The sequence below is a fragment of the Sphingomonas sp. R1 genome (assembly GCF_025960285.1).
GTDB lineage: Bacteria > Pseudomonadota > Alphaproteobacteria > Sphingomonadales > Sphingomonadaceae > Sphingomonas.
The window spans coordinates 495882-520974 of the sequence record NZ_CP110111.1; the positions used below are offsets into that span (position 1 = coordinate 495882).

Here is a 25093-nt window from a genome sequence, read left to right on the forward strand (position 1 = left end):
GTATTTTGGGAAGGCGGCCCTTCGGGGCCGCCTTTTTTTGTGCCTGCCGTCGGGGGCCCTTTCGCGGTCGCGCAGCGGTACCTGCTTCAGCAAGGCCCATGTCCCTCCGGGTGGCGATGGGGCCTATCGCCGCAGAATCGCCGAGCGGAGCGCGTGACCTCCAGGCGTCTGCGCGAAGCGAGCGTTACATTCGCGTTGTCAGGCCGCACCGGTACGACGTTTTTGGTCCCTTTATCCCAACGCGAGGCACCTAAGCGCAAATGCGGGGTTGCGCAGCGTTCTCCGAAATGTCACTCAGGCGTCACCGAAGTGTCATAAAATTGAAACTTCGATGTAACGCGAAAGGAGAGTAACATGTCGATCAAACTTGTCGCTGCGGCCTTGGCGCCGATGCTCGCTCTGGCCTCGCCGGCTGCTGCCCAGGACGGCACGGTAGCGGCGCGGGAAATCATGACCGGCGCCTATGCCAAGGCCGAACACAAGCTTCTTGCCCAGATGCAGGCAGGCGCGCGCCCGGAAGTGCAGCTGAACCTCGCCGCCGTCTATTACGCGACCGGCCGTACCGAGCAGGCGCGCGCGCTCTACCGCGACGTGCTGGCGCAGGCCGATGTCCCCATGGATCTTTCGACCAATCGCAGCGCGACCTCGCATGCCGTGGCGACCGCGGGCCTGCGCTACCTCGATTTGCGGCAGCAGACCGCCGCGCGCTGAACATGGCCTGGAGCGGCGACGGCGCGTCGCCGGCCGCTTCGAGGGGCACGGGGGCACCCACAGAAAAAGCGGGTCGGATAACTCCGGCCCGCTTTTCCGTATGTCGCAGATCGAGACGCGATCCGCTCTAGAAGGATGCCCAATCGTCGCCGTCCGCGAGCGCCTGCGTCGGCACCGAACGCGGGGCGGCGGGAACGGGTGCCGGCGCGCGCTGCGTCCGCAGCACGGGCGTGCGCAGCGGCCCCGGGGTGCCGCCGGTGCGGAAGGTCGCGGCATGCGCATCGAGGCGTGCGACCTGATCGGTCAGCTGTCGCGCAGCGGCCGAGGTCTCTTCCACCATCGCGGCATTCTGCTGGGTCGCGCGATCCATGTCGCCGATCGCGCTGCTGATTTCGCGAATGGCGGAGGACTGGGCCTGATTGTCGGCCGCCATGCCGCCGAGCAGCTGGTGCACTTCGCCCACCGTGTCGACGATGGCGGCCAGGGCATGGTCGACTCGCTCGACCGCGCCGCGCGCTACCTCGACTTCCGACTGGGTAACGGTGAGCTGGTCGCGGGCGCGCTTGGCTTCTTCTTCCGCCCGCATGGCGAGCGCCGAGACGAGATCGGCGACGACGGCGAAGCCGCGGCCCGCCTCCCCGGCGCGGCCTGCCTCGACCGCAGCGTTCATCGCGAGCACCCGGGTCTGGAAGGCGATCTTGTCGAGCCCTTCGATCACGCTGTCGATGCCCTTGGCACTGTCCGAGACGCGGGTCATGGCCTGCACGGCTTCGTCCGCCGTGGAGCGACCAGAACCGACGACTCCGATCGCCTCATCGGCGCGCTGCACGGTCACGCCTGCGGCGGAGGCGGTTGCGTCGATCCGCTGGTTCATCTGCGTGATTGCGGCGGCGGTCTGCTCTAGGCTGGCGGCATTCGCCTCGGTGCGGCGGGCAAGATCCTCGGAGGCGCCCGCGATCTCCTGCGAGCCGGTACGGATCGAGGCCGTGCCTTCGAGCACGGCACCGATCAATTCGCGCAGGCTGCCGATGGCCGAGCGGAAATGGGTGGCGAGCTTTTCGTAGCCGGCGGGGAAGTCGTTGCCGATATCGGCCGTGAGGTCGCCGCCGGACACCTTGGCGAGCGCGTCGCCGAGCACGTCGACCGCGCGCTCGCGGGCGGCCTCCGCCTCACGATCGCGCGCCTCGGCCTGCTGACGGGCGATTTCGGAGGTCCGGAAATGGGTGAGCGCTTCCGCCATCGAGCCGATCTCGTCGGTTGCGCTACGGCCTGGAATGGCAACATCCACCTTGCCGGCTGCCAGTGCCCGCATCGCGGCCGTCATCTGTACCAGCGGAGCGAACATCGCCCGACCGCCGAACCAGGCCGATGCCGCGACCGCGATCGAGATGAATGCCGCAGACAGCGCGAGCGACCAGCGCGCGCTGCCGATCGCACCCATCACGTCGCTTTCGGGAATGCCGACGAAGAGGATGCCGACGGTCTTGCCGGACGCATCCTTGATGGGATCATAGGCGGTGAAGAAGGGCTTGCCGAGGATGTCGGCAGTGCCGCGATATGGCTCGCCCTTGCCCAGCACCGCCTCATAGGCGGCATTCCGGGCGAGGGGCGTGCCGACCACGCGCGTGCCGTCGGGCTTGGTGACGTTGGTGGCGATGCGCATGTCGCCGCGGAAGATCGTCGCGGTACCCCCGACCAGGCGCTTTACCGTATCGACCGGCTCGTCCCAGTTGTTGAGCTTGTGGGTGCCGACGTACAGATCGTCGCCGTCCAGGCGGAAATCGCTGCCATAGCCGCGCAGGACCTGCCACGCGACGCGCATGTTCACTTCCTGACGTTCGGCTGCGGTTTGCGCTGCTTGTCGGGTAAGCGCATGATCCGCAACGAAGAAGGTTGCGATCGCCAGCAATAGCAGGCCCGAGACGGCAAGCATTGTCGTCTTGGTGGCGAGCGGAAGATTCTGGAAGCGCTTGAACATCGATGATCCGTTACGTTGGCGCGGCGGCCCTCGTGGCGGCCGCAATGCGGTAATTCCCGCATTCATTATAGAGTGCCGGCCCGGCTGCGACGCGAACGTGCGCCGTCGTGCAGAGGTCTACCAACGCCAGAGCGCAGGATGGTGCACGATTGTTACGGTAGGAGAACAGAATGGGTGAGGAAGTTCAGGGTGGCTGCCACTGCGGGCGGATCCGCTATGCCGTCCGGATCGAGGATGAGGACGCCTATCTTTGCCACTGCCGCATGTGCCAGCGGGCAACGGGCGGGGTGTCGATCGCATTCAAGGGCGTGCGCAAGGCCGACATCACGTGGACGCGTGCGCCGGATCGCTATCGCTCCTCGCCGATTGCCGAGCGCGGTTTTTGCCGGGATTGCGGCACCCCGCTGACCTTTGCGTTTCTCGACGGCGACACAATGGACCTGACCATCGGCAGCTTCGACGCCCCGGGCCGGTTTCAGCCGCGGCACCATTATGCCGTGGAGAGCATGCACGAACAGTGGCTCGACACGGACGGTCTCCCCAGATACCGCACCGAGGATAACCCGAACGTCGTCAAACGATGGATGGACAGCATTGGCCGACTTCCCGACTGAAACTTTTCGCTTCGCCAGCTTCGATGGGCAGGAGATCGCCTGGACCGAAATGGGAGAGGGGCGGCCGGTTGTGCTGATCCACGGCTATTTCTCCAATGCCGAGGTCAACTGGATCAAATACGGCCATGCCGCCAAGCTCGCCGCGCGCGGTCGTCGGGTGATCATGCCCGACCTGCGCGCGCACGGGCACAGCGCCAAGCCGCACGATCCTGCGGCGTATCCGCCCGATGTGCTGATGCGCGACAATTTCGCGATCGTGGCGCATCTGGGTCTCACCGACTATGATCTCGTCGGCTATTCGCTGGGCGCGCGGACCGTGGTGCGGATGCTCGCCAACGGCGCCAGGCCGGACAAGGTGGTCTTGTCGGGCATGGGGCTGGACGGGCTGGTCGCCACCAAGGGGCGCGGGGCCTATTTTCACCGGGTGCTCACCAATCTGGGCAGCTTCCAGCGCGGCAGCTCCGAATGGCTGACCGAGGCATTCCTCAAGACGACCAAGGGCGATCCGGTCGCGCTGCTGCGCATCCTCGACACCTTCGTCGATACGCCGCGCGAGGAAATCGAGGCGATCGTGCAGCCGACCGCGGTGATCTCGGGTGCCGAGGATTATGACAACGGCTCCGCGCAGGAAGTGGCGGATCTGCTGCCCTATGGCATGTTCGTCGCAATTCCCGGCAATCACATGAGCGCGGTCACGCGGCCGGAGCTGGGCGACGCGATTGCGGAGTTCCTTGCTGGTTGACGGGGGCGGGGGAGGCGCGGCAGGGTCCACGCCATTCCGAAATTCCAAGGACCTAGCATCATGATCCGTACCGGTCTTTCGCTCGTGGCACTCGCCGCGATGCTGGCGGCGCCCGCCCATTCCCAGCAGTCCAGCCCTGCCGCGGCGGCGCCCACCGCTGCCCCCACCGCCGCCGATGCCGCGGCGTTCCTGACCCGCGCGCAGGAGGAGATGGCTGCCTTCCGACTGACGTCCTCCCGCGTGGCCTGGATCAACGCCACCTATATCACCGACGACACGGACGCGCTGGCTGCCGATTACGGCGCCAAGGACACCGAGATGGCGGTGCGCTTCGCGCTCGACGCCGCGCGCCTGCAGAAGGCGCCGGGCCTTACGCCGGAACAGCAGCGCCAGCTGACGATGCTCCGCGCCGCGCTGGTGCTGCCGGCACCGACGACGCCGGGGGCCGCCCAGCAGCTCAGCGACATCTCGACGAGACTCGGCTCCTTCTACGCGAAGGGCAAGGGTACGCGCGCCGGCAAGCCGATCAATGGCAGCGACATCGAAGCAGCAATGGGCGACAGTCGCGATCCGGGCGAGCTCAAGGAAATGTGGGTCAGCTGGCACGACAATGTCGGGGCGCCGATGCGTCCGGACTATACGAAGCTGGTCGGCATCGCGAACCAGGGCGCCAAGGAGCTGGGCTTTGCCGATACCGGTGCGCTGTGGCGCTCGGGTTATGACATGCCGCCCGCCGAGTTCGCCGCCATGACCGACAAGCTGTGGAACGAGGTCAAGCCGCTCTACGTCGCGCTTCACACCTATGTCCGCCGCAAGCTCAACGAGAAATATGGCGACGCAGTGCAGGCCAAGACCGGCCCGATCCGCGCCGATCTGCTCGGCAACATGTGGGCGCAGGAGTGGGGCAACATCTACGACGTGGTCGCGCCCAAGGGGGCCGGCGACCTCGGCTATGACGTGGGCGATCTGCTCAAGGCCAAGAACTACGACTGGAAGAAGATGGTCCAGACCGGCGAGGGCTTCTATTCCTCGCTCGGCTTCGCCCCGCTGCCGGGCACTTTCTGGGAACGCTCGCTCTTCCTCAAGCCCGCCGACCGCGAAGTGCTGTGCCACGCCTCGGCCTGGGACATCGACGAGAAAGACGACATCCGCATCAAGATGTGCATCAAGGTGAATTCGGACGATTTCGTCACGATCCACCACGAGCTCGGTCACAACTATTACCAGCGTGCCTACAAGGCGCAGCCGACACTCTACCGCAACGGCGCGAACGACGGCTTCCACGAGGCGATCGGCGATTTCGTGGCGCTTTCGATCACGCCCGAATATCTGGTGCAGATCGGCCTGCTCGATCGCGCCCAGGTGCCGAGTGCCGACAAGGATATCGGCCTGCTGCTCCGTCAGGCGATGGACAAGGTGGCGTTCCTGCCGTTCGGCCTGCTGGTCGACAAATATCGCTGGCAGATCTTCGACGGTACCATTCCCGCCAACCAGTATGAGGCGGGATGGAACAAGCTGCGGCTCCAGTATCAGGGGATCGTGCCCCCGGTGGCGCGCGACGAGACCAAGTTCGACGCGGGCGGCAAGTATCACGTTGCCGGCAGCGTCCCCTACACCCGCTACTTCCTTGCGCGGCTGCTGCAGTTCCAGTTCTACAAGGCGGCGTGCGACCAGTCGGGCTGGAAGGGCCCGCTGCACCGCTGCAGCTTCTATGGCAACAAGGAGGTCGGCGCGCGGCTGAACAAGATGCTCGAGATGGGCGCTTCCAAGCCGTGGCCCGATGCGCTGCAGACCTTCACCGGCAGCCGCGAGATTTCCGGCAATGCGATGATGGAGTATTTTGCGCCGCTCAAGACGTGGCTTGATGCGCAGAACAAGGGCCAGCCGCAGGGATGGTGATCGTGGCGGTCGCAGTGCTGATGTGGGTCGGCACTGCGACCGCCGATCCTAATGTCCGCTTGGTCACGGACCTGCCCCCGAGTAAGACGGAGGGCCGATGCCTTCGCCGACAGGCCTCCTATCGGATCAACTTCGTGCAGGGAACGGCGCTACGTTCCGCGTATTGCGCTCGGCGGACCCGGGAATGATGCGTCACGCGATCCGGCAGAGACCGATCAGGCGTCCGGATCCTGGTCCGCGATCATGTTCTCGTCGGCGATTTCCGCGTTCCACTCCGCCGAGCTGTCCGTGCCGTCGGGCTGGTGCGCGGTGCCGGGCTGGGTATCCGGTTCGGTCTTGGTCGGTTCGGGGTTCATGGCACTCTCCTTGTGGGAGACAACGCGCCGCGCAGGCGCGGGTTCAGTGCCGTGGTTGGGCGGGGGTTCAGCCGGCGTAGGCGCCGCGCAGCCGATCCATCGACTCGCGGTGGGTCAGGTCGAGATGCAGCGGCGTGACCGTGACGAAGCCCGCCTCGATCGCGTCGAGGTCGGTTTCCGGCACGGGCTGGTGCGGCAGCCGGCCCATCGCCAGCCAGTAATAGGGGAAACCGCGCGGATCGAGACGCTTGTCCAGCGCCACGCGGCCATAGTCGCGCAGGCCCTGCGAAACGACCTTGATGCCCTGTACCGCATCGGCCTCGATCGGCGGGAAGTTGATGTTGACCATGGTCCGCGGCGCCCATTCCATGTCGAGCAGCGGCCGCAGCGCACGCTCCCCCCAGGTCTCCGCGGTGTCGAACGGCACCGCATCGCCCATGCCGCTGCGCGCATAGCGCTGGCTGAGCGCGACCGAGCGGATGCCCGCCAGCGCGCCCTCCATCGCCGCCGAAACGGTGCCCGAATAGCTGACATCCTCGGCGAGGTTGCCGCCGCGATTGACGCCGGAGAGGATCAGGTCGGGCTTCGCGTCCTTCATCACCTCGGCGAGCGCGAACATCACGCAATCGGTCGGCGTGCCCTTCACCGCATAGCGGTTGTCCCCGTGGCGTCGGACGCGGAACGGCTCGGTCAGGGTCAGCGAGCGGCCCTTGCCCGATTGCTCCTCCGCGGGTGCGACGATGGTGATGTCGTCCGACAGCGTCCGCGCGATCCGCTCCAGTACCGCGAGGCCGCGCGCGTGATAGCCGTCGTCGTTGGTGAGGAGGATGCGCATCAGCCGCGCGGTTCAAGCAGGGTGAGGCCGCCCAGATAGGGCTGGAGCACCGCGGGCACCGCGACCGCGCCGTTCTCCTGCTGGTAGTTCTCCAGCACCGCGACAAGCGTGCGGCCCACCGCCAGGCCCGAGCCGTTGAGCGTGTGAACGAAGCGCGTGCCCTTCTCGCCTTCGGGGCGGTAGCGCGCGTTCATCCGTCGTGCCTGGAAATCGGCGCAGGTCGAGCAGGACGAGATCTCGCGGTAGCGATCCTGGCCCGGCAGCCATACTTCGAGGTCGTAGGTGCGCGCGGCGGTGAAGCCCATGTCGCCGCTGCACAGCTTCATCCGGCGGAAGGCGAGGCCCAGCTTGGTCAGCACGTCCTCGGCCGCGGCGGTCATCCGCTCATGCTCGGCTTCGGACTGGTCGGGGGTGGTGATCGACACCATCTCGACCTTCTCGAACTGGTGCTGGCGGATGAAGCCGCGCGTGTCGCGCCCCGCCGCACCCGCTTCGGAGCGGAAGCAGGCGGTGAGCGCGGTGAGGCGCAGCGGCAGTTCCTCTTCGCTGAGGATCTTCTCGCGCACCGCATTGGTCAGGCTCACCTCGGCGGTGGGGATAAGCCAGCGGCCGTCGGTGGTCTGGAACAGATCCTCGGCGAACTTGGGCAACTGGCCGGTGCCGAACAGCGCCTCGTCGCGCACCAGCAGCGGCGGCACGCATTCCTCATAGCCATAGCTGCCGGTCAGCGTGTCGAGCATGAACTGGCCGAGCGCGCGGTGCAGCCGGGCGGTCGCCCCGCGCACGAAGGTGAAGCGGGCGCCGGACATGCCCGCACCGGTCTCGAAATCGAGGCCCAGCGCGGGGCCGATCGCGTCATGTTCCTTCGCCGCGAAGGGAAAGGCGGGAAGCGTGCCGCGCTCGTGCACGAACACATTGTCATTCTCGTCCGCGCCCTGCGCCACGTCCGGGTAGGGCAGGTTGGGCAGCGCGGCGAGCCGGCCGTCCAGTTCCTCGCCGACCGCCTTCTCCTCGGCCTCCAGCATCGGCAGGCGTTCCTTGAGGATCGTCACCTCTGCCATCAGCGCCGCGGCGGCATCCTCGTCCTTCTTCGCCTTGGCGGCGCCGATCGCCTTCGAGGCTTCGTTACGGCGCGCCTGCCCGGCCTGCAGCTCGGTCACCAGCGCGCGGCGGCGCTCGTCCAGCGCCAGCAGCGCCTCCGACTGCGGCTCCAGCCCGCGCTTGGCCAGGCCCTGGTCGAAGGTTTCGGGATGTTCGCGAAGGAAGCGGATGTCGTGCATGGGCCTAGCCTATGGCGAGGGGCTGCGCACCGCGCAACCCCGGCACGGCCCGACCGTTTTTCTCCGAACCAACGAACGACAGGAGAGAGCAATGAAGGTTCCGCACGATGCGATGGTGGTCGTCGCCGACGGGCGCAAGCTGCTGATGCTTCGCAACCAGGGCGATGCCGACCATCTCAACCTCCAGCTGGTGCAGAAGGAACTGCAGCCCAATCCCAGGACGTCGGAGCAGAAGACCGATTCGTCCGGGCAGGCGGCGGACGGGCAGGCTGGTCAGGGAACGATGGGCGAGCCGGACTTCCATCAGCTGGAAGAAGATCGCTTCGCCACCGAGGTGGCCGCGATGCTGCGGGAGCAGGCGCTGCGCAACAGCTTCGAATCGCTGATCATCGTCGCACCCCCCAAGACGCTGGGCGAATTGCGCAAACATTATCATGCCAGCGTCACCGAGCGCCTGGCGGGCGAGCTGGCGAAGGATCTCACGGGTCATCCGCTGCCGGACATCGAGACGGCGCTGCGAAACGGCTAGTCGCCAAGGCCAGGCATCATCACCGCATGTGCGGGTGCGTCGCAGAAGCGGTGATGATGCCGGCGGCGTGCCGTAGCGGGGCGAGGTGTCGTTAATGTTCGAATTCAGGACGAAGACGGCGCCGCAACGTTCTTGGCTTGGCAACTTGTTTGGATAGGCTGCGGAAATTGGCGTGGCTGGTTCAGCCCCTGCTAATTTCTACCGGAGTACAGGGAATTGAAGCAAAAAGCTTTCGCAGCATCCGCTTGTTAACCGCTGAGCGCGAAAGTATAGCGCCTGCGGGCAATGCGGTCCCCCGGCGGAATGCCATGGGGGGACTGGTGTGGAGAGTGGGAATGGCAACTGTTTTGGGCCGTTTTGACGAGCACGTTCCTCCCGCCGCGAATGACGGCGATGACGGCTATCGGCCGACCGATACCGAACCTTTCATGAATCCTCGGCAGCAGGAATATTTCCGTGCCAAGCTCAACGCCTGGAAGGACGCGATCTATCGCGAGGCGGCGGGCACGCTGAACCAGCTGCAGTCGGAGCCGCTGCGCGAGGCGGATCTGACCGACCGCGCGTCGAGCGAGACCGACTGGTCGATCGAGCTGCGCACGCGCGATCGGCAGCGCAAGCTGATCGCCAAGATCGACGCCGCGCTGCGCCGGATCGAGGAGGGCGAATATGGCTATTGCGAAGTGACCGGCGAGCCGATCCCGCTGGGTCGCCTCGAGGCGCGCCCCACGGCGACGATGACGGTCGAGGCGCAGGAGCGGCACGAGCGCAACGAGAAGATCAGCCGGGACGAGTGAAATCCACGTTAGAATCCGCTTCGGCAAAATACCGGAGCGGATTCCGGTTAATCCTTTCGTTAAGACTTGTTGGTCTACTCACCTCTGGGTGCGAATCCGCGTTTGAGAGCCAACAATGGACCAGCAGTCTACACTTCCCGTCAGCACGCTTTCCGCCGACGATTTTGCCGGTAAGCGAAGCGGTGCCCGCGACAGCCTGCTGCTGACCGCGCAACTCCGTGTCGAAGGTGCCGATGCGGGGATGGTGCGTGTCCGCAATCTGTCTTCGGGCGGTCTGATGGCCGAATATACCGCACCGATCGGCCTGCGCGCGCCGGTCGAGGTGGAGGTCCGCGGTGTCGGCTGGGTAAAGGGCAAGATTGCCTGGGCAGCCGAGGGGCGCGTGGGCGTGGCGTTCGACAACGAAATCGATCCCAAGCTCGCCCGCAAGCCGGTGGGCGGGGGCACGCAGACCCCGGTGTATGTGAAGCCGATCCTCACGCGGCGTTGAGCCGCCATACGATTGGAGTTTCAGCGCTCGATAGGGGGTTCGGCGATTGCCGGGCCCCTTCGCGTTTCTGTCAGCGCGGCGATGGCGCGTGGCACTGTCGATCCGGAACGCCGGGCAGGGGATAGGAGCATGCGCGGTGGCCATGTTCGGCCCGCGCGGCGGCTTTGAACCGCGCGGGCGCAAGATCACGGTAAATAAACTGTGGATGAAAGCGCTAGCGCGCCATCTCTTCCTTGACGCGCAGTTTCTCTTTCTTCAATTGCGCTATCAGCATCTGGTCGGGGAGGGGGCGCTGCGCTTCCACTGCGATTCGCTGGTCGAGCTTCGAATGCTTGGCCGTAAGTGCCGAAAGATGCGCGGTATGCATGAAGCAGTCCTCCTTCAACGGGTCTGAGGGGAGCGAACTACATCATGTTTTGCTCCGCCTGTCGCGTGCAGAATCATCACTGATCGACAGACGACCGAAAAGACGCGATGGTCTGTGCCAAGGGCATTCGTCCCGACGAATCGGGCGTATGGGGGCGTGGATGGACGAAAACGAGATCCGGCGGCGGCTGGACGCATTGCGCGCGGAGCATCGCGATCTGGATGCCGCGATCGCCGCGCTGGTGGATAGCGGCACGAGCGACCAGCTGCAGATTGCCCGGTTGAAGAAGCGCAAGCTCAAGCTGCGCGACGAGATTTCGCTCTGCGAGGACCAGTTGATCCCGGACATCATCGCGTGACCGTTCCAGCCTGGCGCAGGGCCGCCGATTTTGGCCGTTTCGCTGACGCCCCGGCTGTGGCACGGCGGGTGCCATGAAGGGGCAGGAAACCGCCACGATCCATCGTCGCCTGGTCGACTCGCTCTATGTCGAGGCGATGGTGCTCGCCGATGAGGCGCGCGGCTATTTCGATCAGCTCGGCCGCGACGAGCGCGAGGCGCTGGATGCGCTGAACCGCGTCGCCTTTTCCTGCGAATCGCTCAAGGTGACCACGCGGCTGATGCACATCATCGCCTGGCTGCTGACCCAGCGGGCGGTGGATGCAGGCGAGCTGGCGCTCGATGAAGCGCGCTCCCCTGCACGGCGCCTCGGGCCCGCACCCGAATCCGATGCGGCGCTGCTTGCGGCGATGCCGGCACAGGCGGTGGGGATCATCCAGGGTAGCATCGACCTGTACCGCCGCGTCGCCCGCCTGGATTCCTCACTGGACCTGCCGGCTGCCGTGCCCAGCCCGGCCCGCCGCATGCTCGATCGGCTGGCCGGGGCCTTTTAACGGTTACAGTGCCAGCCGCGCCCGCGCCGCGGCATATTCGTCACGCATCCGGGCAATGCGGACGCCGGCCGGCTCGACCGCATGCACGGCGCCGATGCCCTGACCCGATCCCCAGATGTCCTTCCACGCCTTGGCGCCGCCGAAATTCATCGCGCTGGGATCGCTTTCGGGGAGATTGTCCGGGTCGAGGCCGGCATTGACGATCGAGGCGCGCAGATAATTGCCGTGCACGCCGGTGAAGAGGTTGGAATAGACGATGTCGTCCGCATGGCCATCGACGATCGCCTGCTTGTAGGCAGCGACGGCGTTGGCCTCGTCGGTCGCGATGAAGGGCGAGCCGATATAGGCAAGGTCCGCACCCATGGCCTGCGCGGCGAGAACCGCACCGCCGGTGGCGATCGAACCCGAAAGTGCGACGGGCCCGTCGAACCATGCCCGGACTTCCTGGACGAGCGCGAAGGGGCTCAGGCGCCCGGCATGCCCCCCGGCCCCGGCCGCCACCAGGATGAGGCCGTCGGCGCCCTTTTCCACCGCCTTGTGCGCGAAGCGATCGTCAATCACATCGTGCAAGGTGATGCCGCCCCAGCCATGCACCGCATCGTTGAGTTCGGGGCGGGCGCCGAGCGACGTGATCACGATCGGCACCTTCCACTTGGCGCAGGTCGCGACGTCTTCCTCCAGCCGCGGGTTGGAGCGGTGGACGATCTGGTTGACCGCGAAGGGGGCGGCGGGCGCGTCCGGGTGGTCACGGTCCCACGCGGCCAGCTCCTCGGTGATCTGGTGCAGCCATTCGTCGAGCTGGCTCTGCGGCCGCGCGTTGAGCGCGGGGAACGAGCCGACGATGCCCGCCTTGCACTGGGCGATGACCAGTTCGGGGCAGGAGATGATGAACAGCGGCGAGCCGATGACGGGAAGCCGCAGACGATCGAAGAGTGCCGGTAGCGCCATGCCTGAGTGATACCGCAGCTATGAAGCGTGTCTAGGCAAGCATGTCGGACGTTACGGCACGCGACCTTGATGGGAAGGCCAGGCGCCAAACCAATGCGCGAATCCCGCGAATCAGTCGATTCGCACCAGCCCGGCGGCATAGTCCCGCTGCTTGGCGGCATAGAGCGCCGCACTTGCCCGCAACATTGCGCGCTGGCCCACGTCCAGCGGGCGGACCGCCCGCGCCGGGCTGCCCATGATCAGATGGCCGGCCGGGAATTCCTTGCCCTCGGTCACCAGCGCTCCGGCGCCGACGAGGCATTCCGGACCGATCACCGCGCGATTGAGCACGATCGCGCCCATGCCGATCAGCGTGCCGTCCCCGATCGTGCAGCCATGCAGCACCGCATGATGGCCCACCGTCACGTCGTCGCCGATGGTGAGCGGCGCGCCCGGATCGGAATGGAGCATCGCCCCTTCCTGGATGTTGCTGCGCACCCCGATGATGATGGGGGTATTGTCCGCCCGCACGACCGCGCCGAACCAGATGCTGGCGCCGGCGCCCAGATGCACCTCGGCAATCACGTCGGCGCTTGGTGCGACCCAGGCGTCGGCAGCGATCTGCGGCGCCTTGCCGCCAAAGGCATAGAGCGGCATCGCAGGCTTACAGTGCGAAGGTCTCGAAGCCCGCCGGCAGCGGCATGCGCAGGCCCAGCGCCAGGGCAAGCGCGACTGCCCCGAGCAGCAGCGCAAGCGTCGACGACAGCGAGAAAAGGCCCCAGCCGACCAACGTCACCATCGGTGCGTCGGCGCGCTGCTCGCGGCGATTGCGCTGCATCGTCAGCAGGACGAACCCCGAGGCCATTGCGTACACGAAAACAAAGAACTCAGCCATATCCACCACCCCGATGACGTCCCCGCTTTCGGGCCTAACCCGTTCAGCTTGCAGCATCAATCCAGGGGAAATGCGGACCGCCGCGGCGCAGCATGCGTTGGCCGCATTCCGGCGGGAACCTTTTGCCTTCTAAAGCGTGACGCCGCGTTTCCAGATCGCGATCTCACGTTCCCCGTTGCGCTCGGCGGCCGTTGAGGCCCCGGATGCGATGGCCGAGATCCGATCGAGCAGCGCGGCGGTCGCGTCCTCCATGCCTTGTGCCAGCACCTGGCCTGCGTCGAAGTCGATCCAGCCCGGCTTGCGCGCGGCAAGGTCGCTGTTCGAGGCGATCTTCACCGTCGGCACCGGGAAGCCGAGCGGGGTTCCCCGGCCGGTCGTGAACAGGATCACGGTGGCGCCGGCTGCGGCGAGCGCGGTCGAGGACACCGCATCGTTGCCGGGTGCCTCCAGCAAGGTCAGGCCGCGCCGCTGCACCTGCCCACCATAACCGAGCACGTCGGTCACCATGGCATGGCCCGCCTTCTGCACCGCGCCGAGGGACTTTTCCTCCAGCGTGGTGATGCCGCCGGCAAGATTGCCCGGCGAGGGATTTTCCGACACCGGCTCGCCATGGCGGGTGAAATAGGCCTTGAAGCCGTTCACGAGGTCGACAATGCGGCCAAACACCAAGGGATTCTCGGCGCGGTCCATCAGCAGCTGCTCGGCGCCGAAGATCTCCGGAATCTCGGTCAGGATGGCGGTGCCGCCGGCGGCGGTGACAGCGTCGCTCATGCGCCCGACGAGTGGGTTGGCCGTCAATCCTGAGAACCCGTCTGAACCCCCGCATTTGACGCCCAACACCAGTTCGGCGAGCGGTTGCGGCGTTCGCACATATTGTTCAGCCTGGGCGACAAGTTCCTCAACGAGGGCGATTCCTTCCTCGACCTCGTCGTCGGCGGCCTGCGCGCCGATAGTGCGCAGGTTGGGGTTCGAAATCCCTTCAAGCATGCCGCGCATCTGGTTGGATTCGCAGCCAAGCCCGACCAGGAGTACGCCGCCGGCATTGGGGTGGTTGGCCAGCGCGCTGAGAATGGCTCGGGTGCCCGCCAGGTCATCGCCCAATTGCGAACAGCCGAACGGATGCGCAAAGGCATGGATGCCGTCTACTCGGCCGGCAAACCGGCTGGCGGCCCGCTCCGCGATCTTCTCGGCGGTGCGGCCGACACAGCCGACAGTGGGCAGGATCCAGATCTCGTTGCGCGTGCCCACCCTGCCGTTCGCGCGGCGGTATCCAAGAAAGCCGGGGCCTTCCGCAGCCGGTGCGGCCTCGAAGGCAGGCCGATAGGCATAGCTGCCGCTCGTCTCCAGGGCGGTGGCGACATTGTGCGTGTGGACATGCTCGCCCGGCGCGATCGCCTGGGTGGCGCGGCCAATCGGGAACCCGAATTTGTGTACCGGCTTGCCCATCTCGATCGCCCGTAGCGCCACCTTGTGGCCCTTGGGCACGGGCTGAACGACGGTCACGCCTAGCGCATCTTCCCCGGCCGCGATGTCGCGAAGGGCGGTGGCGACGGGGTCGCGTGGATCGATCTGGAAGAGTGCAGCAGGCATGGGCACCGATATAGGCTGGTCGCTCGGCTGCGATAGCCAAGCCAGGGTTGATCGGTAGAGGTAACCGGTGTCTCCGGCGACGCAAGGCCAAAGCGCGCTCTTTCACAAGGACGTGCACGCCATTAGGCTGCGGGCATGCACGCATTTCGTCGCCTGGGCCTGCTGGCCCTTCTCACGGTCGCCGCGCCCGCTTGCGCGCAGGCGAGCCTCCAGGCGGAAGTGGAAGCGCAGCTGGCCCGGGCAGCGCCGGGGACGCGTTTCGGGATGCTGGTCGTCGATGCAGCGGGGCGCGAAGTCGTTGCCGTGCGGCCCGACGACCGGTTCGTGCCCGCCTCTACGACCAAGCTGGTGACGACCGCCGCAGCATTCGCGCTGCTGCCGGTGAACGAGCCGGATGCAGCTGGTGGTGCCGTAGTGCGGGTGGAGGGGCGCGACGTCGTACTCGAAGGCCATGGCGATTCGCGCCTGTCGAGCGCGGCGGAGTGCTTGACCGACTGTCTGGCGACGCTTGCCGATGCGGTCGCCGCGCGCACCCACGAGGTGGGGGACGTGATCGGCGACGACCGCGCCTTCGCCGATCTGCGCTGGAGCCCGGGCATGAGCTGGAACAATATCGGCACGCGTTCGGGGGCTGCGATCTCGGCGCTTACCCTTGACGATAATCAGATGGCGGTTCGAATTGCGCCGGGCGCGGTTGGCGCCCCGTTACGGGTCGAGTCCGCCGGGCTTTTCCCGCTCGACAACCGGACAGCGACCGTTGCCGAGGGTATGACGCAGGTCACGCTGGAACGCATGCCGTTCGACCGCATCGTGCACCTGTCCGGCAGCTTGCCGGTAGGCGCGGCGGTGGTGACGCGGACCGTCGGCGTGGACGATCCCGCGGAATGGGCCGCGTGGCGCTTTCGCACGATGCTGGAAGCGCGCGGCGTGCGGGTACGCGGCGTGGTACGCGCGCGCCATCGCATGGGGGATGCGGCATTGCCGCCAACGCCAGGAACCGAGATTGCCCGGCTGACCCCGCTGCCGCTGGTGGAGGATCTGCATCACACCAACAAGACCAGCGACAATCTGCACGCCGAGTTGCTGCTGCGCCGGCTGGGCGGTGGATCGGCTGGCGAAGGCGAGAAGGCGGTGTCCGCGTTGCTCGCGCAGGCGGGCGTGCCGCGCTGGAGCTATGCCTTTGCCGACGGGTCGGGCATGTCGACCTATAATCGCGTGACTCCGCGAGCGATGGTGCAGTTTCTCCGCTGGGCGGCGGGCCAGCCTTGGGGGACGGCATGGCGCGCCACCCTGCCGGTGGGTGGGGTGGACGGGACGCTCAGCAAGCGGTTTCGCGACGGGGATCTGGCCGGACGCGTGATTGCCAAGACCGGCACGCTGGCGGGGGCCCGCGCGCTCGCAGGTACGCTGCGCACCGTCAGCGGCGCCGAACTGACCTTCGCCATGTTCGCCGGCGATGCACCGGCCGAGGCCCGCCCGGTCGAGACGATGGATGCGGTGCTGGCGCTGATCGCCGCGCATAATTGAGCAGGCCAAGTAGTTTTCCGGAGCGGCATCCTGCTCTGTGGTGTGTTTCGGGCCTGTTAAGGCATTCGGGCGCAAAGGGCTGAAAAGCCTTGGGGGAGTTGGATCGCGTGAAGGCACCGCCGCCGCAGTCGGCCTTGATTAAGGCCATGATGCGCAGTTTTCGTTGGACGATGTCGCTCGACCGGCACCATGCCTGGCTGGGGGTGGGCACGGCACTGGCTATCACCGTGTTCGCCGATTGGGCGACGGGGCCGTCCGTCTCGTTGACCATCGGCTATCTTTTTGTCGACTGCCTCGCCGCCTGGACGCTGCGCGAGCGCGCCGGCATCGCCATGGTGCTGACGTCGGTGGCGATCGGCACGGTGATCAACGGCTTCGGCTATATCCCCGCGGTCGACCATGCCGGCGTGTCCACGACGATCGCGATCTGGAACACCGTGACCCGCGCGGCGAGCGCGATAATGATCGTGCTGGTGGTGGCGACGCTGCGCCATTCAATTGACAGCGAGCGCTGGCGCGCATCGACCGACTATCTGACGCGCTCGCTCAACGGTGGCGCCTTTCGCAGCCAGATCGAGCGGGTGGCGCGTGCCGGGCGGCGACGCGGGGCGTCGCTGCTCCTGCTCTACATGGATCTGGACGGCTTCAAGGCGGTGAACGATCGTCATGGCCATGCCGCAGGCGACGAGGTGCTCCGGCGTTTCGCCGACGAGGCGCGTGCGCGGATGCGTGCGGACGATCTCTTCGCGCGGCTGGGCGGAGACGAGTTCTGCGCCTTGTTAGCGATCGAGCGCGATACCGTTCCGGAGCAGGTGGCGGAAAGCCTCCACGCCCGGCTCAGCGAGGCGCTGCGCGCGACAGGCCATGCGGTTACCTGCAGCATGGGCGCCGTCGTCGTCGATGCCGCGGCGGCGGGGGATACCGAGCGCCTGCTCCAGCTGGCCGACGAGGCGATGCTGGAGGTCAAGCGCAACGGCAAGGACGCGATCCGCATCGCCTTCGAGCGGCATTCCGATCTGCGGCGGGCGGCATGAGCCTGCATTTCTTCTCCGCCGCCTTCCGCCCGGCCGACGAGGCGGAGCGGCAGCAGGCGGTGCGCGGGATCGCGCCGATCGCCGCCGACGATCCCGCGTTACACGCGGTGCTGGAGGAGGCGCGCCAGGTGCTGCGAACGCCGATCGCCATGCTGACGCTGACCGATGGTGATGTGCAGCGCATCGCCGGCATCCTTGGCATGCCCCCGGTCGAGCTGCCGCGCTCGATCGCCTTTTGCTCGCATACCATCGCGATGCCGGACGGCATGCTCAGCGTGCCGGATCTGCTTCTCGATCCGCGCTTTGCCGCCAATCCGATCGTGTGCGGCGGCCCCCACGTCCGGCACTATACCGGCGCGGCGGTGCGTCTGGGGGCGTTCCCCGTGGGCGCGCTGTGCGGCGTGGACATGCGACCGCATGGCCCCGCATCGTTCCGGCAGCGCGCGGAACTGCGCCGGCTGGCCGAGGCCGCGGGACGTCTGCTGGACGGGACGCCAGCGCAGGACTGACGAGCGTCCCTTTTCCCGGCCGGTCGTGCTTGGAATGCCGGGCGCAGCCCGCTAGGCGGCAGCTTCACGGCAACGGGAGACCCGCATGATCCGCACCGGCCTCATTGGCTTCGGCCTTGGCGGTACCGCCTTCCACGCACCGCTGATTGCCGCGGTGGATGGTCTCGAGCTTGCAGCCGTCGCCACGTCGCGTGCCGACTCGGTACGGGCCGCGTATCCGGATGCTGCGATCACGGACGCCGACGCGCTGATCGCGGATCCTGCCATCGATCTGGTGGTGATATCCACGCCCAATCCCACCCATTTTCCGCTGGCGCAGGCGGCACTGGCCGCCGGCAAGCATGTCGTGGTCGACAAGCCGCTGACGCCGAGCGCGGCGGCGGCGGAGGCCCTGATCGCGCAGGCGGCATCGTCCGGGCGGCTGGTGGTGCCGTTCCACAACCGCCGCTGGGACAGCGACTTCCTTGCCGTACGCGCGCTGGTCGAAAGCGACCGACTGGGCGAAATTCTGCTGTTCGAGGCGCATTGGGACCGATTCCGGCCCGATCTCGCCCAGGCGTGGAAGGAAGCACCCGGCGCGGGCCAGCTTCTCGACCTGGGGCCCCACATGCTCGATCAGGTGTTGGTGCTGTTCGGCATGCCGGAGGCGGTGAGCGCCGATATCACAGGCCAGCGCGGCAACAGCCCGGTAGACGATTACTTCCTGCTGACGCTGTTCTACGGCGCTCGGCGCGTGGTGCTGGCGAGCTCGCGGATGATCGCGGCACCCCGGCCGCGCTTCGCCATCCATGGTCGCGGCGGAAGCTTCGTCAAATACGGCCTCGATCCGCAGGAAGCCGCGATGCGGGCAGGGGGCTCGGTGCTCGACCCCGGACATGGCATCGAGGATCTGGCGCAGCACGGCGTGCTGACCCTGCCGGATGGGACGCGCGAAACGATCGCCTCGGCACGAGGCGAGTACCGGCGCTTCTACACCGGCGTCGCGGCCGCGATTCGCGGAGAAGCGCTGTCGCCTGTCGCGGCAGAGGATGCGCTGGCAGGGCTGAGACTGATCGAGGCGGCGCAGCAAAGTGCCGTGGAAGGTCGTCGTATTTCAATTGGTTAAACGGCGACCCCCGCACGTCGTATGAACGGCGTGCGGGGGTGCTTCGTCAGGGATGCCAGCTTGCCGGCAGCGTGCGTGCGGGCAAGGTGACCGTGGTGGTCGCCGCGATGTCGTCCGACGAATTACCGAGCAGCACCTTGTAGCTGCCACCGGCGATCTTCCAGCGGTTCGCTGCGCCATCGAACGTCGCGAGCAGGCGCGGGTCGATGGTCACCGTCACCGGCTTCGATGCGCCCGGCGCCAGCGCCACCTTCTGGAACGCCCCCAGCCGCTTCGGCGCTTCCCAGCCCTCGCCCGAGACATAGACCTGCGCCACGTCCGCGCCGGCGCGCGCGCCGATGTTGCGGACCGTGAACGTCACCGTCACCTGGCCCTTGGGCGCGCTGGCCTTGAGCCCGGCATAGGCGAAGCGGGTGTAGGACAGGCCGTGACCGAACGCGAACTGCGGCTTGTCGCCCTTGGCATCATACCATTTGTAGCCAACGGCGGCGCCTTCGGCATAGCGCGTCTCGCCCTCGTTGGGCGCGCTCGGCTTGGGCAGCTGCGAGACGCTGCGCGGGAAGCTGGCGGGCAGGTGACCCGAGGGATTCACCTTGCCGGTCAGCACATTGGCGATTGCGTCGCCGCCCGCGGTGCCGGGGTACCAAGCCTCGAGAATGGCGGCGGTCTTGTCTGCCCAGGGCGTCAGGATCGGGCCGCCGGTTTCCAGCACGACGATGGTCTTGGCGTTGGCACCGGCCACCGCGTCAATCAGCGCATCCTGATTGTCGGTAAGGTTCAGCGATACGTCAAACGCCTCACCCGCCCACTGCGTGGCGAACACCAGCGCGACGTCCGCCTGCCTAGCAGCCGCGGCTGCGGCGGCGGGATCGCTGCCGTCGACATAGGTGATCTGCGCGTTCGGCAACTGGCGGCGCAGTGCCTCCAGCGGTGCGGAGGGGTGATACATCACCGGGCCCGGCCACACCTTGGGCTCCAACCCCGGAACGGCATTGCCGCCGACCGGGTAGACGAGCGACGAGCCGCCGCCCGCCAGCACGCCCTTGTCGGCATGGCCGCCGATCACGACGATCCGCTTGGCAGCCGCGGCCAGGGGAAGGACGTCGCCCTTGTTCTGGAGAAGCACGATTCCCGCCTCGGCGTCCGCACGGGTCACGTCGGCATGCGCCTTGAGCATCGCGGGTGCGAGATCGAGCGGGGCGGCGGTGATCGGATGCTCGAACAGACCATGCGCGAACATGGTGCGCAGGATGCGATGCGCCATCTCGTCGAGGCGCGCCTTGCTCACTTCGCCCTTGGCGATCGCCGCCTTGAGCGGCTCGCGGAAATAGGGCTGCTCGTCGAACGGCCAGCCCGATTCTTGCTCGAGACCCGCATTGGCGGCCGCGACCGTGGAGTGGGTGGCGCCCCAGTCCGACATCACGAAGCCCTGCCAGCCCCAGTCGCGGCGCAACACGTCGGTCAGCAGCCAGGGCTGCTCGCAGGCATAGAGCCCGTCGACCTTGTTGTAGCTGCACATCACCGAGCCTGGGTTCGACTTCTCGATCGCAAAGTTGAAGGCGAGCAGGTCGCTCATCCGCGCGGCGGTGCGATCGAGCACCGCGTTCATCTTGAAGCGGTCGGTCTCCTGATCGTTGATCGCATAATGCTTCACGGTGGAGATGATGTGGTTCGACTGGATGCCGGCGATCTGCGCACCGACCATGGTGCCGGCCAGCAGCGGGTCTTCGCCGCCATATTCGAAGTTACGGCCGTTGCGCGGCTCGCGCAGCAGGTTGACGCCGCCGGCGAGCAGCACGTTGAAACCCGAGGCGCGCGCCTCCGCGCCGATCATCGCGCCGCCCTTGAAGGCCAGCGCGGGGTCCCAGGTCGCTGCCGTGGCGATGCCCGAGGGGAGCGAGGTGCGCAGGCGCTTGCGCTCGGCACCGCCCTGGGTGGCGACGCCGACGCCCGCGTCGGTCTGCCACTGGGCCGGGATGCCCAGCCGCGGGATGCCGGGGATGTACCCCGCCGAACCGGGACGTGCCTCTGCCGGCGTCTTGAAGTTCTTCGGTGCGAAATCGGTGCCGAAGAGACCGAAGACCAGCGTCAGCTTCTCGTCCTCGGTCATCTGCGCGAGGACCAGCTTGGCGCGCGCGTCCGGCGAGAGCTTGGCGTTGGTCCAGGGGCGCGAGGCCTGCTGCGCAACCGCGGGCGCGGTGATGGCGGTGGTCGTGGCCAGCGCCAGCAGCGGGGCGGCCAGTGCCAGGGTACGTCGCTTCATGTCGTCCTCTCCTCCCGGATCGTTTGTCAACGTTGTCGCTGCCTACGCACAAGTTCGGCCGCCGACAAGAGTCGACGGCCGTCTTATCCCAGGCGCCAAATCGTGTCAGATCCGAATGCGAACGGGTACCGATTTTGCCGCGGGGGTCTTCGATGCCCCGTCATGATGACGGAGCGCGATCAGCGGGTTGAGTTCGGGATAATAGCCGGCGAGGCAGCCTTCGGGCAGCTCGAACGGCAGCACCTCCAGCCCCTCCACGACGCGCTCGACGCCGTCCGACGCATCGCCGACCAAGGCCACCCGCTGCCCCTCCTTCAGCCCGGCCCGCGCCATTTCCTTCGGGCTGATGAGCACCACGTCGCGCTTGCCCTCGATGCCGCGCAGCCGGTCCGAATAGCCATAGACGGTGGTGTTGAACTGATCGTTCGAGCGCAGCGTCATCAGTCGGTACACGCCGTCTGTATCTGCAAAACCGGTGGCGTTCAGGTGTGCGGGAACCGTGAACTCGGCCTTGCCGCTCTTCGTCTCCCAGTGGCGCTCGCGGGCGGTGTTGCCCTTGAAGAAGCCGCCTGGGGTGAACAGCCGCTGGTTGAAGTCCTTGAACTTGTCCGGATAGGTCGCCTCGATCGCGTCGCGGACCAGCGCATAATCATCCGCCCAGGCCGACCACGGAACGTTGGGGTTGGCATCCAGCGTCGCCTCGGCGATGCCGGCGATGATCGCCATTTCCGGCTGCAGGTGCGGCGACGCGGGCTTGGCTTCACCGATCGAGCCATGGATGCAGCTGAGGCTGTCCTCCATCGTCACGACCTGCGGCTCGCCATTGCGGACGTCGCGTTCGGAACGGACCAGCGTGGGAAGCAGATAAGCGGTCTCGCCGCAGAACAGATGGCCGCGGTTGAGCTTGGTGGCTATCTGCACGGTCAGCCCCATGCGGGACCACGCCTTTTCCATCACCCGGTGGTCCGGGACGGCGCGCAGGAAGTTGCCGCCCAGGCCGAGGAATGCATCCACCTCGCCGGCAACGATCGCCTCGCAGCCGGTGACGGTGGTGTAGCCCTCCTCGCGCGGGGGCTGGAAGCCATATTGCTCGGACAGGCGATCGAGCGGCACCAGTTCCGGCTTTTCCGAAATGCCGACCGTGCGCTGGCCCTGAACATTGGAGTGGCCGCGCACCGGCGACACGCCTGCGCCCAGCCGGCCAATGTTCCCGCGCAACAGCATCAGGTTCACCACGCCCGCAACATTGTCATAGCCGCCGACATGCTGGGTCAGCCCCATACCCCAGATGCCGATGGCACGCTCGGACTGGATATAGACCTCCGCCGCTTCGATCAGATCGGCGCGCGGCAGGCCGGTCTCGGCCTCGATCGTCTCCCAGCTGGTGCTGCGAACCTTGTCGGCGAATGCCTCGAAGCCATGGGTGTGCTCGGCGATAAAGGCGTGATCGAGCACGCCGCCGCGGCGATCTTCCTCGGCCAGCACATGCTTGGCGATGCCGAGCATGGCCGAAATGTCGCTACCGGCCTTGAGCTGGTAGTAGTGATGCGAAATCTTCTCCTTCCCGCCCGTCACCATCTGGATGCTCTGCGGATTGCGGAATTCCAGAAGGCCCTTTTCCCGGATCGGGTTGAAGGTCACGATCTTGGCGCCGCGCTTGCGGGCGGCGGTCAGCGTATGGATGAAGCGCGGGCTGTTGGTCCCCGTGTTCTGGCCGAAGAAGAAGATTGCGTCGCAATGCTCGAAATCCTCGAGCAGGCAGGTGCCCACCGCCGCGCCGATCGTCGCCTTGAGCGCGACCGAGGTCGTCTCGTGGCACATGTTCGAGCTGTCGGGCAGGTTGTTGTGCCCATAGAGGCGGGCGAACAGCGCCCAGGCATAGCTGGTTTCCAAGCTGGCGCGGCCGGAGGCGTAGAAGATGGTGCGCTTGGCATCATATCCGCGCAGCTTCTTACCGATCCCGCGATAGGCTTCCTCCCAGGTGCAGGGGAGATATTTGTCGGTCGCGCGGTCGTACCGCAGCGGCTGGGTCAGGCGGCCGGCCTGTTCGAGATCAAAATCGCTCCAGCTCTTGAGTTCGGTAAGCGTGTGCTGGGCGAAGAGGTCCGGCGTCGCGCGGCGCGAGGTGAGGTCCCACAGCGTCGCCTTGGCGCCGTTTTCGCAGAACTCGAACATGTGCGGCTTGGCAGGCTTGGTCCAGGCGCAGGAGGTGCACATCATGCCGCCGGGCTTGTTCTGCTTGGCGAGCGTCTTGAGCACGTCCGGCCCCGGGCGTTCGGCACCTGCCACCAGCGCCATGCCCCGCAGCGAGCCCCAGCCGCCCTCCGGCCCCGAATAGTGGATCGTTCCGTCTTTTGCCCGAGCCATGCCGTACGCTCCTTCAAACCGTGCCTTTCCCCTATACCCGTCGCCGCGCGCCGCCTATCCTGAACCCATGGATATGTGGTTCGATCGCGTGGCACCCGACGGGTCGGAGACCCGGCTCCAACGCGACTTGGTGGCGGAAGTGCCGGTGGCGATCGAAATCAATGGCCTGGGCTATGCCGTGATGATGGCGACCCCGGCCGATCTGGAGGATTTCGCGGTCGGCTTCGTGGCGGCGGAGCGGCTGGGGGCGGTGGCCGACGTCGAGGCCCATCCCGCCGAACGCGGCATGCTGCTGCGGGTGACGCTCACCGATCCCGCAACGGTGATCGAACGGGTGCGGCACCGGACGACCGACTCCAGCTGTGGACTGTGCGGGATCGACAATCTCGAGGCGGCGCTGCGGCCGCTGCCACCGGTGCAAGCGGTCAGCGCGGCATCGCCCGCCGCGCTGTTCCGGGCCGCTGCGTCGCTGCGGGACCACCAGCCGCTGACCCGCGCGACCGGCGCCGCGCACGCAGCCGCGCTTTGTGCCGTCGACGGGACGATCCGGCTCGTCCGCGAGGATGTCGGGCGGCACAACGCGTTCGACAAGCTGGTCGGTGCGATGGCGCGCCAGGGTCTTGGATGGGAACAGGGGTTTGCGCTGATCAGTGCGCGCTGTTCGTTCGAGCTCGTCGAGAAGGCGGTGCTGGCCGGGTGCCCGCTGCTCGCGGCGATCTCGGCGCCTACCGCGCTTGCCGCCGAGCGCGCGCGCGAGGCGGGGCTGGGGCTTGCCGCGCTGGTCCGATCCGATTCGCTGTTGCGGCTGGTGCCGTGAAGCCGCTCGGCGCGATCCTCGCAGGCGGCGCGGCGAGACGCTTCGGATCGGACAAGGCGCTGGCGGCGTGGCAGGGGCAACGCCTGATCGATCATGTCCGCGACGCGCTGGGGGCGCATTGCGCTGCCGTGGTGATCTGCGGGCGGGCGGGGATCGGCACGGTGCCCGACCGGCCGGAAGCGGGGCGGGGGCCGCTGGGCGGGCTCAATGCCGCACTACATGCCGGCGCCGCGCGCGGCTATCAACGGGTACTGGTGGCACCGTGCGACACGCCCGTGCTGCCGGCGCAGCTGCTGGCAGCGCTTGCCGAAAGCCCCCGCTCGGTCTTCGTGGCACAATTGCCGGTGCTCGGCCTGTGGGAAACGCGGCTGGCGGCGTCGTGTGACGGCTATCTCGCGAGCGACGGCCGCACCTCGATGCGGGCCTGGGCCGAGCATGCCGGTGCCGGAGCAATCGATTGGCCGTGCGCCATCCCCAACATCAACTCCCGCGACGATCTCGCGGGCCTTACCGGGTTTTTTCCTTAGTTTCGCTTCTCATTCGCATGCGCTAGGCCATACCGGGTTTACTGTCG

At 67.0% G+C, this 25093-nt stretch carries 26 protein-coding genes; 15 read left to right on the forward strand and 11 right to left on the reverse strand.

Going from position 1 to position 25093, the window contains the following annotated elements; genetic code table 11:
- The first annotated feature begins 354 nt into the window (after nucleotides 1–354).
- Nucleotides 355–711, forward strand: coding sequence for a hypothetical protein (locus tag OIM94_RS02410; RefSeq protein ID WP_264608541.1), 357 nt, complete (start codon nucleotides 355–357; stop codon nucleotides 709–711).
- Nucleotides 712–838: 127 nt separating this feature from the next.
- On the opposite strand, the gene OIM94_RS02415 is transcribed toward OIM94_RS02410, so the two are convergent.
- Nucleotides 839–2689 (reverse strand): methyl-accepting chemotaxis protein, encoded by a 1851-nt coding sequence (locus OIM94_RS02415; RefSeq protein WP_264608542.1) that lies wholly within the window; start codon nucleotides 2687–2689, stop codon nucleotides 839–841.
- Between the two features lie 170 nt (nucleotides 2690–2859).
- On the opposite strand from OIM94_RS02415, the gene OIM94_RS02420 reads away from it, so the two are divergent.
- The 3 genes from OIM94_RS02420 to OIM94_RS02430 are packed head-to-tail and all read left to right on the forward strand — an operon-like array spanning nucleotide 2860 to nucleotide 5944.
- Nucleotides 2860–3303 carry a GFA family protein gene (locus OIM94_RS02420; RefSeq protein WP_264608543.1) on the forward strand — a complete coding sequence of 148 codons (444 nt, stop codon included), beginning with the start codon at nucleotides 2860–2862 and terminating at the stop codon, nucleotides 3301–3303.
- Nucleotides 3284–4045, forward strand: a complete 762-nt coding sequence (locus tag OIM94_RS02425; protein WP_264608544.1) for an alpha/beta fold hydrolase — start codon at nucleotides 3284–3286, stop codon at nucleotides 4043–4045. Before OIM94_RS02420 ends, OIM94_RS02425 begins: the two co-directional genes overlap by 20 nt.
- A 60-nt stretch (nucleotides 4046–4105) precedes the next feature.
- The gene (locus OIM94_RS02430) at nucleotides 4106–5944 is read left to right on the forward strand and encodes a M2 family metallopeptidase (protein ID WP_264608545.1); all 1839 of its coding nucleotides are present in this window, start codon (nucleotides 4106–4108) and stop codon (nucleotides 5942–5944) included.
- A gap of 215 nt (nucleotides 5945–6159) precedes the next feature.
- Here OIM94_RS02430 and OIM94_RS02435 read toward each other — a convergent pair whose 3' ends face one another.
- The 3 genes from OIM94_RS02435 to serS all read right to left on the reverse strand — a co-directional run bounded on the left by OIM94_RS02435 (nucleotide 6160) and on the right by serS (nucleotide 8415).
- The gene (locus tag OIM94_RS02435; RefSeq protein ID WP_264608546.1) at nucleotides 6160–6300 is read right to left on the reverse strand and encodes a hypothetical protein; all 141 of its coding nucleotides are present in this window, start codon (nucleotides 6298–6300) and stop codon (nucleotides 6160–6162) included.
- A 67-nt stretch (nucleotides 6301–6367) separates the two neighbouring features.
- Nucleotides 6368–7135, reverse strand: a complete 768-nt coding sequence (gene surE, locus OIM94_RS02440) for a 5'/3'-nucleotidase SurE (protein ID WP_264608547.1) — start codon at nucleotides 7133–7135, stop codon at nucleotides 6368–6370.
- Nucleotides 7135–8415: a serine--tRNA ligase gene (gene serS, locus OIM94_RS02445; RefSeq protein WP_264608548.1), complete on the reverse strand. Its 1281-nt coding sequence runs from the start codon at nucleotides 8413–8415 to the stop codon at nucleotides 7135–7137. The genes surE and serS overlap by 1 nt, the downstream gene beginning before the upstream one ends.
- Before the next feature lie 91 nt (nucleotides 8416–8506).
- On the opposite strand from serS, the gene OIM94_RS02450 reads away from it, so the two are divergent.
- The 3 genes from OIM94_RS02450 to OIM94_RS02460 all read left to right on the forward strand — a co-directional run bounded on the left by OIM94_RS02450 (nucleotide 8507) and on the right by OIM94_RS02460 (nucleotide 10228).
- Nucleotides 8507–8944: a host attachment family protein gene (locus tag OIM94_RS02450; RefSeq protein ID WP_264608549.1), complete on the forward strand. Its 438-nt coding sequence runs from the start codon at nucleotides 8507–8509 to the stop codon at nucleotides 8942–8944.
- 335 nt (nucleotides 8945–9279) lie between these two features.
- Nucleotides 9280–9738, forward strand: coding sequence for an RNA polymerase-binding protein DksA (dksA, locus tag OIM94_RS02455; protein ID WP_264608550.1), 459 nt, complete (start codon nucleotides 9280–9282; stop codon nucleotides 9736–9738).
- A gap of 115 nt (nucleotides 9739–9853) precedes the next feature.
- Nucleotides 9854–10228: a PilZ domain-containing protein gene (locus tag OIM94_RS02460; RefSeq protein WP_264608551.1), complete on the forward strand. Its 375-nt coding sequence runs from the start codon at nucleotides 9854–9856 to the stop codon at nucleotides 10226–10228.
- 214 nt (nucleotides 10229–10442) lie between these two features.
- Here OIM94_RS02460 and OIM94_RS02465 read toward each other — a convergent pair whose 3' ends face one another.
- Nucleotides 10443–10595 (reverse strand): YdcH family protein, encoded by a 153-nt coding sequence (locus tag OIM94_RS02465; RefSeq protein WP_264608552.1) that lies wholly within the window; start codon nucleotides 10593–10595, stop codon nucleotides 10443–10445.
- Nucleotides 10596–10755: 160 nt separating this feature from the next.
- Between OIM94_RS02465 and OIM94_RS02470 the strand changes: the two genes are divergently transcribed.
- Nucleotides 10756–10953, forward strand: coding sequence for a YdcH family protein (locus OIM94_RS02470; protein ID WP_264608553.1), 198 nt, complete (start codon nucleotides 10756–10758; stop codon nucleotides 10951–10953).
- A 73-nt stretch (nucleotides 10954–11026) separates the two neighbouring features.
- Entirely contained in the window at nucleotides 11027–11485 is a 459-nt protein-coding gene (locus OIM94_RS02475) for a DUF1465 family protein (protein WP_264608554.1), read from the forward strand.
- A gap of 3 nt (nucleotides 11486–11488) precedes the next feature.
- Here OIM94_RS02475 and OIM94_RS02480 read toward each other — a convergent pair whose 3' ends face one another.
- From OIM94_RS02480 to OIM94_RS02495, 4 genes are all read right to left on the reverse strand, one after another.
- Nucleotides 11489–12433 (reverse strand): NAD(P)H-dependent flavin oxidoreductase, encoded by a 945-nt coding sequence (locus tag OIM94_RS02480; RefSeq protein WP_264608555.1) that lies wholly within the window; start codon nucleotides 12431–12433, stop codon nucleotides 11489–11491.
- Nucleotides 12434–12544: 111 nt separating this feature from the next.
- The gene (locus tag OIM94_RS02485; RefSeq protein WP_264608556.1) at nucleotides 12545–13069 is read right to left on the reverse strand and encodes a gamma carbonic anhydrase family protein; all 525 of its coding nucleotides are present in this window, start codon (nucleotides 13067–13069) and stop codon (nucleotides 12545–12547) included.
- A 7-nt stretch (nucleotides 13070–13076) separates the two neighbouring features.
- Entirely contained in the window at nucleotides 13077–13307 is a 231-nt protein-coding gene (locus tag OIM94_RS02490) for a hypothetical protein (RefSeq protein ID WP_264608557.1), read from the reverse strand.
- Between the two features lie 129 nt (nucleotides 13308–13436).
- Nucleotides 13437–14897: a UxaA family hydrolase gene (locus OIM94_RS02495; RefSeq protein WP_264608558.1), complete on the reverse strand. Its 1461-nt coding sequence runs from the start codon at nucleotides 14895–14897 to the stop codon at nucleotides 13437–13439.
- 135 nt (nucleotides 14898–15032) lie between these two features.
- Between OIM94_RS02495 and dacB the strand changes: the two genes are divergently transcribed.
- The 4 genes from dacB to OIM94_RS02515 all read left to right on the forward strand — a co-directional run bounded on the left by dacB (nucleotide 15033) and on the right by OIM94_RS02515 (nucleotide 19072).
- Nucleotides 15033–16424 (forward strand): D-alanyl-D-alanine carboxypeptidase/D-alanyl-D-alanine-endopeptidase, encoded by a 1392-nt coding sequence (dacB, locus tag OIM94_RS02500; RefSeq protein ID WP_264608559.1) that lies wholly within the window; start codon nucleotides 15033–15035, stop codon nucleotides 16422–16424.
- A gap of 146 nt (nucleotides 16425–16570) precedes the next feature.
- A complete protein-coding gene (locus OIM94_RS02505) occupies nucleotides 16571–17458 on the forward strand; it encodes a GGDEF domain-containing protein (RefSeq protein ID WP_264608560.1) in 888 nt (295 codons plus the stop codon).
- Entirely contained in the window at nucleotides 17455–17967 is a 513-nt protein-coding gene (locus tag OIM94_RS02510; RefSeq protein WP_264608561.1) for a GAF domain-containing protein, read from the forward strand. Before OIM94_RS02505 ends, OIM94_RS02510 begins: the two co-directional genes overlap by 4 nt.
- A gap of 85 nt (nucleotides 17968–18052) precedes the next feature.
- Entirely contained in the window at nucleotides 18053–19072 is a 1020-nt protein-coding gene (locus OIM94_RS02515) for an oxidoreductase (RefSeq protein WP_264608562.1), read from the forward strand.
- Between the two features lie 46 nt (nucleotides 19073–19118).
- Here the strand turns inward: OIM94_RS02515 and OIM94_RS02520 are convergent, their stop codons facing one another.
- Nucleotides 19119–21335, reverse strand: coding sequence for a beta-glucosidase family protein (locus tag OIM94_RS02520; RefSeq protein ID WP_264608563.1), 2217 nt, complete (start codon nucleotides 21333–21335; stop codon nucleotides 19119–19121).
- Between the two features lie 105 nt (nucleotides 21336–21440).
- Nucleotides 21441–23702: an FdhF/YdeP family oxidoreductase gene (locus OIM94_RS02525; protein WP_264608564.1), complete on the reverse strand. Its 2262-nt coding sequence runs from the start codon at nucleotides 23700–23702 to the stop codon at nucleotides 21441–21443.
- A 67-nt stretch (nucleotides 23703–23769) separates the two neighbouring features.
- On the opposite strand from OIM94_RS02525, the gene fdhD reads away from it, so the two are divergent.
- Nucleotides 23770–24519 carry a formate dehydrogenase accessory sulfurtransferase FdhD gene (gene fdhD, locus OIM94_RS02530; protein WP_264608565.1) on the forward strand — a complete coding sequence of 250 codons (750 nt, stop codon included), beginning with the start codon at nucleotides 23770–23772 and terminating at the stop codon, nucleotides 24517–24519.
- Nucleotides 24516–25046: a molybdenum cofactor guanylyltransferase gene (locus tag OIM94_RS02535; RefSeq protein ID WP_264608566.1), complete on the forward strand. Its 531-nt coding sequence runs from the start codon at nucleotides 24516–24518 to the stop codon at nucleotides 25044–25046. The genes fdhD and OIM94_RS02535 overlap by 4 nt, the downstream gene beginning before the upstream one ends.
- The last annotated feature ends 47 nt before the right edge of the window (nucleotides 25047–25093 follow it).

Coding starts and splice junctions, on each gene's coding strand:
- OIM94_RS02505 (WP_264608560.1), top strand. CDS start 16,571: ATGATGCGCAGTTTTCGTTGGACGATGTCGCTCGACCGGCACCATGCC.
- OIM94_RS02460 (WP_264608551.1), top strand. CDS start 9,854: ATGGACCAGCAGTCTACACTTCCCGTCAGCACGCTTTCCGCCGACGAT.
- surE (WP_264608547.1), bottom strand. CDS start 7,135: ATGCGCATCCTCCTCACCAACGACGACGGCTATCACGCGCGCGGCCTC.
- dacB (WP_264608559.1), top strand. CDS start 15,033: ATGCACGCATTTCGTCGCCTGGGCCTGCTGGCCCTTCTCACGGTCGCC.
- OIM94_RS02435 (WP_264608546.1), bottom strand. CDS start 6,300: ATGAACCCCGAACCGACCAAGACCGAACCGGATACCCAGCCCGGCACC.
- OIM94_RS02475 (WP_264608554.1), top strand. CDS start 11,027: ATGAAGGGGCAGGAAACCGCCACGATCCATCGTCGCCTGGTCGACTCG.
- OIM94_RS02510 (WP_264608561.1), top strand. CDS start 17,455: ATGAGCCTGCATTTCTTCTCCGCCGCCTTCCGCCCGGCCGACGAGGCG.
- OIM94_RS02520 (WP_264608563.1), bottom strand. CDS start 21,335: ATGAAGCGACGTACCCTGGCACTGGCCGCCCCGCTGCTGGCGCTGGCC.
- serS (WP_264608548.1), bottom strand. CDS start 8,415: ATGCACGACATCCGCTTCCTTCGCGAACATCCCGAAACCTTCGACCAG.
- OIM94_RS02415 (WP_264608542.1), bottom strand. CDS start 2,689: ATGTTCAAGCGCTTCCAGAATCTTCCGCTCGCCACCAAGACGACAATG.
- OIM94_RS02465 (WP_264608552.1), bottom strand. CDS start 10,595: ATGCATACCGCGCATCTTTCGGCACTTACGGCCAAGCATTCGAAGCTC.
- dksA (WP_264608550.1), top strand. CDS start 9,280: ATGGCAACTGTTTTGGGCCGTTTTGACGAGCACGTTCCTCCCGCCGCG.
- OIM94_RS02480 (WP_264608555.1), bottom strand. CDS start 12,433: ATGGCGCTACCGGCACTCTTCGATCGTCTGCGGCTTCCCGTCATCGGC.
- OIM94_RS02450 (WP_264608549.1), top strand. CDS start 8,507: ATGAAGGTTCCGCACGATGCGATGGTGGTCGTCGCCGACGGGCGCAAG.
- OIM94_RS02490 (WP_264608557.1), bottom strand. CDS start 13,307: ATGGCTGAGTTCTTTGTTTTCGTGTACGCAATGGCCTCGGGGTTCGTC.
- OIM94_RS02485 (WP_264608556.1), bottom strand. CDS start 13,069: ATGCCGCTCTATGCCTTTGGCGGCAAGGCGCCGCAGATCGCTGCCGAC.
- OIM94_RS02515 (WP_264608562.1), top strand. CDS start 18,053: ATGATCCGCACCGGCCTCATTGGCTTCGGCCTTGGCGGTACCGCCTTC.
- OIM94_RS02430 (WP_264608545.1), top strand. CDS start 4,106: ATGATCCGTACCGGTCTTTCGCTCGTGGCACTCGCCGCGATGCTGGCG.
- fdhD (WP_264608565.1), top strand. CDS start 23,770: ATGGATATGTGGTTCGATCGCGTGGCACCCGACGGGTCGGAGACCCGG.
- OIM94_RS02410 (WP_264608541.1), top strand. CDS start 355: ATGTCGATCAAACTTGTCGCTGCGGCCTTGGCGCCGATGCTCGCTCTG.
- OIM94_RS02525 (WP_264608564.1), bottom strand. CDS start 23,702: ATGGCTCGGGCAAAAGACGGAACGATCCACTATTCGGGGCCGGAGGGC.
- OIM94_RS02495 (WP_264608558.1), bottom strand. CDS start 14,897: ATGCCTGCTGCACTCTTCCAGATCGATCCACGCGACCCCGTCGCCACC.
- OIM94_RS02420 (WP_264608543.1), top strand. CDS start 2,860: ATGGGTGAGGAAGTTCAGGGTGGCTGCCACTGCGGGCGGATCCGCTAT.
- OIM94_RS02470 (WP_264608553.1), top strand. CDS start 10,756: ATGGACGAAAACGAGATCCGGCGGCGGCTGGACGCATTGCGCGCGGAG.